6 protein-coding genes and 1 pseudogene are annotated in these 7,174 nt (G+C 62.8%); 6 read left to right on the forward strand and 1 reads right to left on the reverse strand.

Annotation, left to right across the window (positions count from 1 at the left end; translation table 11 throughout):
• Positions 1-2: 2 nt before the first annotated feature.
• From VIZ63_RS25150 to VIZ63_RS25175, 6 genes are all read left to right on the forward strand, one after another.
• Positions 3-497, forward strand: coding sequence for a chemotaxis protein CheW (locus VIZ63_RS25150; protein ID WP_331612607.1), 495 nt, complete (start codon positions 3-5; stop codon positions 495-497).
• Entirely contained in the window at positions 467-1,729 is a 1,263-nt protein-coding gene (locus VIZ63_RS25155; RefSeq protein WP_331612608.1) for a CheR family methyltransferase, read from the forward strand. Before VIZ63_RS25150 ends, VIZ63_RS25155 begins: the two co-directional genes overlap by 31 nt.
• Position 1,730: 1 nt before the next feature.
• Positions 1,731-2,426: a chemotaxis protein CheW gene (locus VIZ63_RS25160; protein WP_331612610.1), complete on the forward strand. Its 696-nt coding sequence runs from the start codon at positions 1,731-1,733 to the stop codon at positions 2,424-2,426.
• Positions 2,423-4,714, forward strand: a complete 2,292-nt coding sequence (locus VIZ63_RS25165) for a hybrid sensor histidine kinase/response regulator (protein ID WP_331612611.1) — start codon at positions 2,423-2,425, stop codon at positions 4,712-4,714. The genes VIZ63_RS25160 and VIZ63_RS25165 overlap by 4 nt, the downstream gene beginning before the upstream one ends.
• Entirely contained in the window at positions 4,711-5,730 is a 1,020-nt protein-coding gene (locus VIZ63_RS25170; protein ID WP_331612612.1) for a chemotaxis response regulator protein-glutamate methylesterase, read from the forward strand. Before VIZ63_RS25165 ends, VIZ63_RS25170 begins: the two co-directional genes overlap by 4 nt.
• 86 nt (positions 5,731-5,816) lie before the next feature.
• Complete coding sequence (locus VIZ63_RS25175; protein ID WP_331612613.1) at positions 5,817-6,773, forward strand: diguanylate cyclase domain-containing protein; 957 nt, start codon at positions 5,817-5,819, stop codon at positions 6,771-6,773.
• A 260-nt stretch (positions 6,774-7,033) separates the two neighbouring features.
• Here the strand turns inward: VIZ63_RS25175 and VIZ63_RS25180 are convergent.
• Positions 7,034-7,174 (reverse strand): annotated as a pseudogene (locus VIZ63_RS25180) (transposase); the annotation flags it as partial.

Consider the following 7,174-nt stretch of genomic DNA (forward strand, 5'->3'; position numbering starts at 1 on the left):
CAGTGGCGCTGTTTGTCGAATTTCAGATTGCCAATGATGGCTACCTGCTGGCCGCGACCCAGGTCGTCCAGGTGCTGCCACTCGTCGACATCAAGCGCATTCCTCGTGCGCCCGCGGGCGTGGCCGGCGTCATCAACTACCACGGCGAGTCGGTACCCGTCGTCGATCTGAGTGAGCTCGCAACCGGCGAGCCGGCCGCACGGAATCTCAGCACCCGCCTGATCCTGGTGCGCTATCCGGATCGCACGGCGCGGGAGCGGCTGCTGGGTGTGATCGCGGAGAAAGTGACCCAGACCGTGAGGCGTGAATCGACCGACTTCGTCGCCACCGGCGTCGCAAGCGATGCTGCGTCATACCTGGGACCGGTGTGCACCGCCGATGGCCGCCTGCTGCAGCGGGTTGAAGTGCACAAGCTGCTGACGGCTGACGTGAGCGATGTGTTGTTTCGCCAGCCCGAGGAGGACTCTTGGTCATCGCCCGAATCGAAGCACTGCTGAGGCAAAGGATCGGACTCGACGCGGTCTCGATCGGCGCCACGACACTCGAGCGTGCACTGCGCGAGCGTTCTGCAGTCACAGGTTGCCAGGATATGCACGCCTATCTGGATCTCGTGCTTGCATCCGAACCGGAGTTGCAGGAACTGATCGAAGCAGTCGTCGTGCCGGAAAGCTGGTTCTTCCGTGATCGCAGGGCATTCGAGGCTCTGGCGCGAATCGCGCAGGACGGTCCGCGTCATCATCCGGATGGGGTGCTGCGCGTGCTCAGTCTGCCGTGCTCGACGGGAGAAGAACCGTACTCGATTGCGATGACACTTCTGGACGCGGGGATGTCGCTGCATCAGTTCCAGGTCGATGCCGTCGACATCAGTGCGCGCGTCATTGCCAGGGCCGACAGCGGCATTTATGGAAAGAACTCGTTCCGGGGCAGCGATCTCGAGTTCCGTGACCGTCACTTCCTGCCGATGGGGTCGGCGTACTGCCTGAACGAGAACGTGCGCCGCAAAGTACGGCTGCATCAGGGCAATCTGTTCGATCCCGGCATCGCGTGGGGCGCGCAGACCTTTGATGTGGTGTTCTGTCGCAACGTTCTGATCTACTTCGATCGGCCGGCCCAGGTGCGAGCCGTGGCGATATTGAACCGGCTGCTTGCCAGCACGGGAGTGCTGTTCGTCGGTCCGTCAGAAACTGCCTTGCTGCAGGATCAGGGATATGTGAGCGCGAAGCTGCCACTCGCGTTTGCATTTCGCAAAGCCATCGCCAGCCCCCGAACGCCCACTCCGCCTGTGCGTTCGCTCCAGCCGATGTTGGTTCCTGGCAGCAATGCGCCAGCGGGAGTCCCCGCGCCGGGGCTGAAGCAGCGCAGTGCTCACGCGCCGCGCCCGTCAGTGGCAGTGGCGGATGCGCCGCGCCCGTCAGTGGCGAAGAACTGGATCGAGGAGGCGCAGCAGATGGCAGATCGTGGCAACCTGGCTGAGGCTCTGGCGTATTGCGAAACCCATATGAAGGCGGACACACCCAGCGCGCGGGCTTTCTGTCTGCTGGGGCTGCTGCACGATGCCGCCGGGCGTACTCAGCAGGCCTGCGACCAGTATCGCAAGGCGCTGTATCTGGACCCCGACCACGAGGAAGCACTGCTGCATCTGGCGATGGCGCTGAGACGCGGCGGCGATGAGAGCGGCGCGCAGCGGTTGTTCGAGCGCGCCAAGCGTGCGCAAGTCGCAGGTAAATAGCATGAGCGCGCAATCGCAGAGCACCCTGTCTTTCGTGCGCCCCGCGCTCAACGACTGCTGGAACCGGATCGGCGTCCGCGGCGACAAATCATGCGTCGAGCTGAAGCAACACCTTCACTGCCGCAACTGTCCGACGTACTCGGCCTCGGCGAGAGCGTTGCTCGATGTACCGTCGCCGCCAGACTACTCGGACGGGTGGACCAGCCACTTCGCCCAACCGTCCGCGCAAGTGAAGGAGCTGGCGCATTCCGTCATCATCTTTCGCGTTGGAACCGAATGGCTGGCACTGCCCACCGTGTTTTGCGTGGAAGTCGCCGACACGCGCGCCATGCACTGCCTGCCGCACCGTCGCACTGGGGCGGTGCTTGGCATCACCAACGTGCGCGGCGAACTGCTGGTCTGTCTGTCGCTGGCGGCGATCCTTGGACTGGATGCAAGCAGTCCATCCGAACCCACCGGGCGTAACGGCGTGCAACGCTTGTTGGTGCTCCGTCGCGGGACAGCGAGCGTTGTGTTCCCGGTCAGCGAAGTGCACGGCGTGCATCGGTATGGCGCTTCCGAACTGGCGCAAGTGCCTGCTACCGTGGGCAAGGCGCAGGCGACGTACAGCCAGGCCGTACTTCCCTGGCGTAACACGACCGTCGGCATCCTCGATGCGCAACTCGTCTTCCACACCGTCGATCGCAGCCTCGCATGAGCCACCCGGATCTGAGTCAGATCTCGATGCTGGATCTGTTCCGCATGGACGCAGAGAGCCAGGTGCAGGCGCTGACCTCGGGACTGCTCGCGCTGGAGCGCGATCCGGGCGCCGCCGATCAACTGGAGTCCTGCATGCGTGCGGCGCACTCACTGAAGGGCGCGGCACGTATCGTCGGCATTGAAGCGGGAGTCGAAGTCGCGCATGTGCTGGAAGACTGCTTCGTGGCTGCGCAACAGGGACGCTGTACGCTGCACCGGCAGCGGATCGATCATCTGCTGCGCGGCGTCGATCTTTTGAATCGAATCGCCCTTACCGCACAGAGCGAGCTGGAGCGCTGGAATGAGGCGGAGCAAACGCTTGAAATCCAGACGCTCCTCGCTGCCTTGAGCCGCGCCTTTGCTGAAGCAGACGCAGATGCAGATGCAGATGCAACGGACATGGAACCGGCCGCGATCCGGCCTGAGACCACGCTGCTCCAGCTGCCTTCACCGACCAGCCTCGGGGATACGAGCGCAGCTGCGGGCGCACGTGAGACTCAGGACCGATTCTTGCGGGTGACGGCGGCCGACCTCAATCGATTGCTGGCGCTGGCCAGCGAATCGCGGGCTGCGTCCCGCTGGGTGCAGCCATTCGCCGACTCGCTGCAGCGCCTGAAGCGGCTGCAGTCGGATCTGACGGGTGCGCTCGATCAACTGCGCGAAACCTTGTCGGACGCCTCTGCGGTTCAAGCGTCGCAGACTGCCCTGGCCACCGCTCGTCAGCGCAATCTCGAGTGCGGACAGTTCCTGGCGCAGCGGCTCGTAGAGATCGAAATCTTCGACAACCGCGTGACCACGCTGGCTCACCGACTGTACGAAGGCGTGCTCGCTTGTCGCATGCGTCCATTTGCCGATGGTGTGCAGTCCTTTCCACGCATGGCGCGTGACCTGGCCCACAGCCTGGGCAAGCAGGTACGACTTGAAATCGTCGGTCCGGACACTCGCGTCGACCGCGAGATACTCGAGAAGCTCGAAGCGTCGCTGGGCCACTTGCTGCGCAATGCGGTGGACCACGGTCTGGAATCACCGGGGGAACGCCAAGCGGCCGGCAAACCTGTCGAAGGTGTCGTGCGCCTCGAGGCCCGCCACAGCGCCGGCATGTTGCACGTCATCGTCTCCGACGATGGCCGGGGCATCGACCTCGCGCAGCTGCGTCATGCGGTCGTACAACGTAATCTGACGAACGCCGAGACCGCTGGCAGGCTGAGCGATGCCGAGCTGCTTGAATTTCTGTTTCTGCCCGGCTTCTCGATGGCGGATACCGTCACTGATATTTCCGGTCGTGGAGTAGGCTTGGACGCGGTGCAGGACATGCTCAAACAGGTCCACGGTACCGCGCATGTCTCGGCACAGCACGGCGGAGGTACGCGCTTTCAGTTGCAACTGCCGCTCACTCTGTCGGTCGTGCGTGCATTGCTGGTGGAAATCAGCGGCGAGCCATACGCGATTCCGCTGGCGCATGTCACACGGACCCTCAGACTGCCGAAGCAGCGCATCGACTCGCTCGAAGGTCGTCAGCATTTCGATCTGGACGGCAGGCGGATCGGGCTGGTGACGGCGCACCAGGTTCTGGACACTGCACAGCCCGGATTCAACGACGCTGAGCTCAGTGTCGTGGTGCTGGCCAACGAGCATCATGCCTACGGATTGATCGTCGACCGCTTCATTGGCGAGCGCGAACTGGTCGTACAGCCGCTGGACCGGCGGCTGGGCAAGATCAAGGACATTGCCGCCGGCGGGTTGATGGACGACGGCAGTCCGGTACTGATCGTGGATGTCGACGATTGCGTGCGCTCGGTGGAGAAGCTCATTGCCAGCGGCCGGCTGAGCGGCCTTGAATCTGCAGCCGCCGCAGCGCCGGACGTTCGGCGCAAACGCGTCCTCGTGGTCGATGATTCGCTGACAGTGCGTGAGCTGGAGCGCAAGCTATTGGCCAGCAGCGGCTACGCAGTCGATGTTGCCATCGACGGCATGGACGGCTGGAACGCGGTGCGGACAGGAAACTTCGATCTGGTCATTACCGATGTCGACATGCCGCGCATGGATGGCATTGAGCTGGTCGCATTGATCAGGAAGGATCCGCACCTGAAGTCGCTTCCGGTGATGATCGTCTCTTACAAGGACCGCCCGGAGGACCGTCGGCGCGGTCTTGAAGTCGGCGCGGACCACTACCTGGCCAAAGGCAGCTTCAACGACGATACGCTGCTGCAATCGGTCGTCGATCTGATCGGCACGGCGGTTCCATGAAAATCGGTATCGCAAATGATCTGCCACTGGCCGTCGAAGTGCAGCGACGCGCGCTTGCATTGCGACCGGATCATGAAGTGATCTGGATTGCGCGCGACGGTGCGCAGGCGGTGGAGCTGTGCGCCAGGCAGATGCCGGATCTGGTGCTGATGGATCTGATCATGCCCGTGATGGATGGCGTGGAAGCGACACGGCAAATCATGACGGGCACTCCCTGCGCGATCCTGCTCGTGACGGCCAGTGTCGGGGCCAATACTGGACGCGTGTTCGATGCCATGGGACATGGCGCCATCGATGCAGTCGACACGCCCGTGCTGAATCTGAACGATCCACAGGCGAGCGTCGCCGCCTTCCTGAAAAAGATCGACACCATCGCCAGGTTGATTGGTACGCGCAGGTTCATTCCTGGTCCCGATATGTTCGGCGAGACGTGGGCCATCACTCGCCGGCAACGACTGATCGCCATCGGCGCCTCAGCCGGTGGGCCGGGCGCCCTGGCCATATTGCTGGCCGGCCTGCCGAAAGACTTTGCGGCCGCCATCGTCATCGTGCAGCACGTCGACGAGCGCTTCGCCGCCGGGATGGCTGACTGGTTGAATCGCGATTCGCCGTTGCCCGTTCGCGTGGCGCAGGAAGGTGATCGTCTGACGGCAGGCACGGTATTGCTGGCCGGCACGAACGATCACCTGATGCTCAAGGCGAAGGATCGGATTGGCTATACGCCCGAACCGCGCGACTATCCCTACCGACCATCGATCGACGTGTTTTTTGAGAGCGTCAGCACGGTGTGGTCCGGTGAAGCGGTGGGCGTGCTCCTGACCGGCATGGGGCGAGATGGTGCGAAAGGCCTGAAGACACTGCGCAGTAAAGGCCACTACACCATTGCGCAGGATCAGGCGACCAGCGCGGTCTATGGCATGCCCAAGGCCGCAGCGACCCTCGGTGCTGCGGTCGACATCCTGCCCATCGAACGCATTGCTCCGCGACTGATTGATATGCTCAGAGAGAAGCTCTGATCTTGGGAACATCGACTATGGACTTGCAGACGACGACTCACCCTGAACAGACCTGGCTTCGGCCGCTTTCGGACGATTACAAGCTGATGGTTTTGCTGGTCGACGACCAGGCAATGATTGGCGAAGCCGTGCGCCGGCTGTTGGCCGACGAGCCAGACATGGACTTTCACTACTGTTCCGATGCGAGTCAGGCGATCTCTATCGCCGAGCACATTGCGCCGACGGTCATCCTCCAGGATCTGGTGATGCCCGGTGTCGAGGGAATGACGCTGCTACGCCAGTATCGGGCGCACCCGGCCACCCGGCGCACTCCGGTGGTCGTGCTGTCCACCAAGGAAGAACCCAGGACAAAGCTCGAAGCCTTCGCCGCCGGGGCGAACGACTACCTGGTCAAACTACCCGACAAGATCGAACTGATCGCGCGGCTGCAGTACCACTCGCGCGCCTACCTGAATCAACTGCAGCGTGACGAGGCTTACCGGGCACTGCGTGAAAGCCAGCAGAAACTGCTGGAGGCGAACATCGAGCTGCAGCGCCTGAACAATATGGATGGCCTCACCCGCCTCAATAACCGGCGTCGCTTCGATGAGTACGCGTCGATCGAATGGCAGCGTGCGGCGCGCGACCACAGCGAGCTCTCCATCCTTCTCGCCGATGTTGATGATTTCAAGAGCTACAACGATACCTACGGTCATCTGGCGGGAGACGAAGCACTCAAGCAGATAGCCGCCGCTCTGCTCGGCAGTTGCTGCAGACCGGCCGATCTGGTGGCGCGATTCGGTGGCGAGGAATTTGCCGTCGTTCTGCCGAGCACATCGTCCGCCGCGGCACAGGACGTTGCCGAACGGTTACGTCAGGCGGTAAGCAATCTGCACATTCCCCACCAGGGGTCGAAAGTCGGAGGCGAAGTCACACTCAGCATAGGCGGCGCTACGGGCACCGCGCGAGGCGGCACGCTCATCAACCTGATAAACAGGGCAGACGCTGCGCTCTACGAGGCCAAGCGCGCGGGAAAGAACCGGGTTATCCAGGTGCAGCTGTAGTTATCGTTTTAACCCCGCGCATCAGCCAGCCATGGCGGGCCAGCGCAAGCACCACTGCCTGGCTGCTGCTCTCGTGTAGTGGCAGCCACAGATTCAATCGAGCCCCCCAAACCGCCTTGTACGGTGTACGAAGCGTCAGACGCACCGGTGCCGGCGCCGCCGCCACCGCCGTAACCACCGCTGCCGGCTTGCCCATCAGACACCTCTCCACAGCGACTATTCTCGCCTAAGTGAGTGTCCGGATTCATTAGACCACTACACTTCACCCGCAGGGCATCGAAGAACACCACCGGATACATCGGCTCCAGCGGCCGGCTCTGCCAAGCGGTGACCTCGGCCATGACTTCATCGGTGACTTTGCTGATGAAGTCTGGCGACACCTGCGTGCCGTACATCTCCAG

Source organism: Povalibacter sp. (assembly GCF_036520495.1).
Classification (GTDB): domain Bacteria; phylum Pseudomonadota; class Gammaproteobacteria; order Steroidobacterales; family Steroidobacteraceae; genus Steroidobacter.

What these genes read in the sequence shown, in the direction of transcription:
- VIZ63_RS25160 (WP_331612610.1), top strand. Translation starts at nt 1,731, where the DNA reads ATGAGCGCGCAATCGCAGAGCACCCTGTCTTTCGTGCGCCCCGCGCTC.
- VIZ63_RS25165 (WP_331612611.1), top strand. Translation starts at nt 2,423, where the DNA reads ATGAGCCACCCGGATCTGAGTCAGATCTCGATGCTGGATCTGTTCCGC.
- VIZ63_RS25170 (WP_331612612.1), top strand. Translation starts at nt 4,711, where the DNA reads ATGAAAATCGGTATCGCAAATGATCTGCCACTGGCCGTCGAAGTGCAG.
- VIZ63_RS25175 (WP_331612613.1), top strand. Translation starts at nt 5,817, where the DNA reads ATGGTTTTGCTGGTCGACGACCAGGCAATGATTGGCGAAGCCGTGCGC.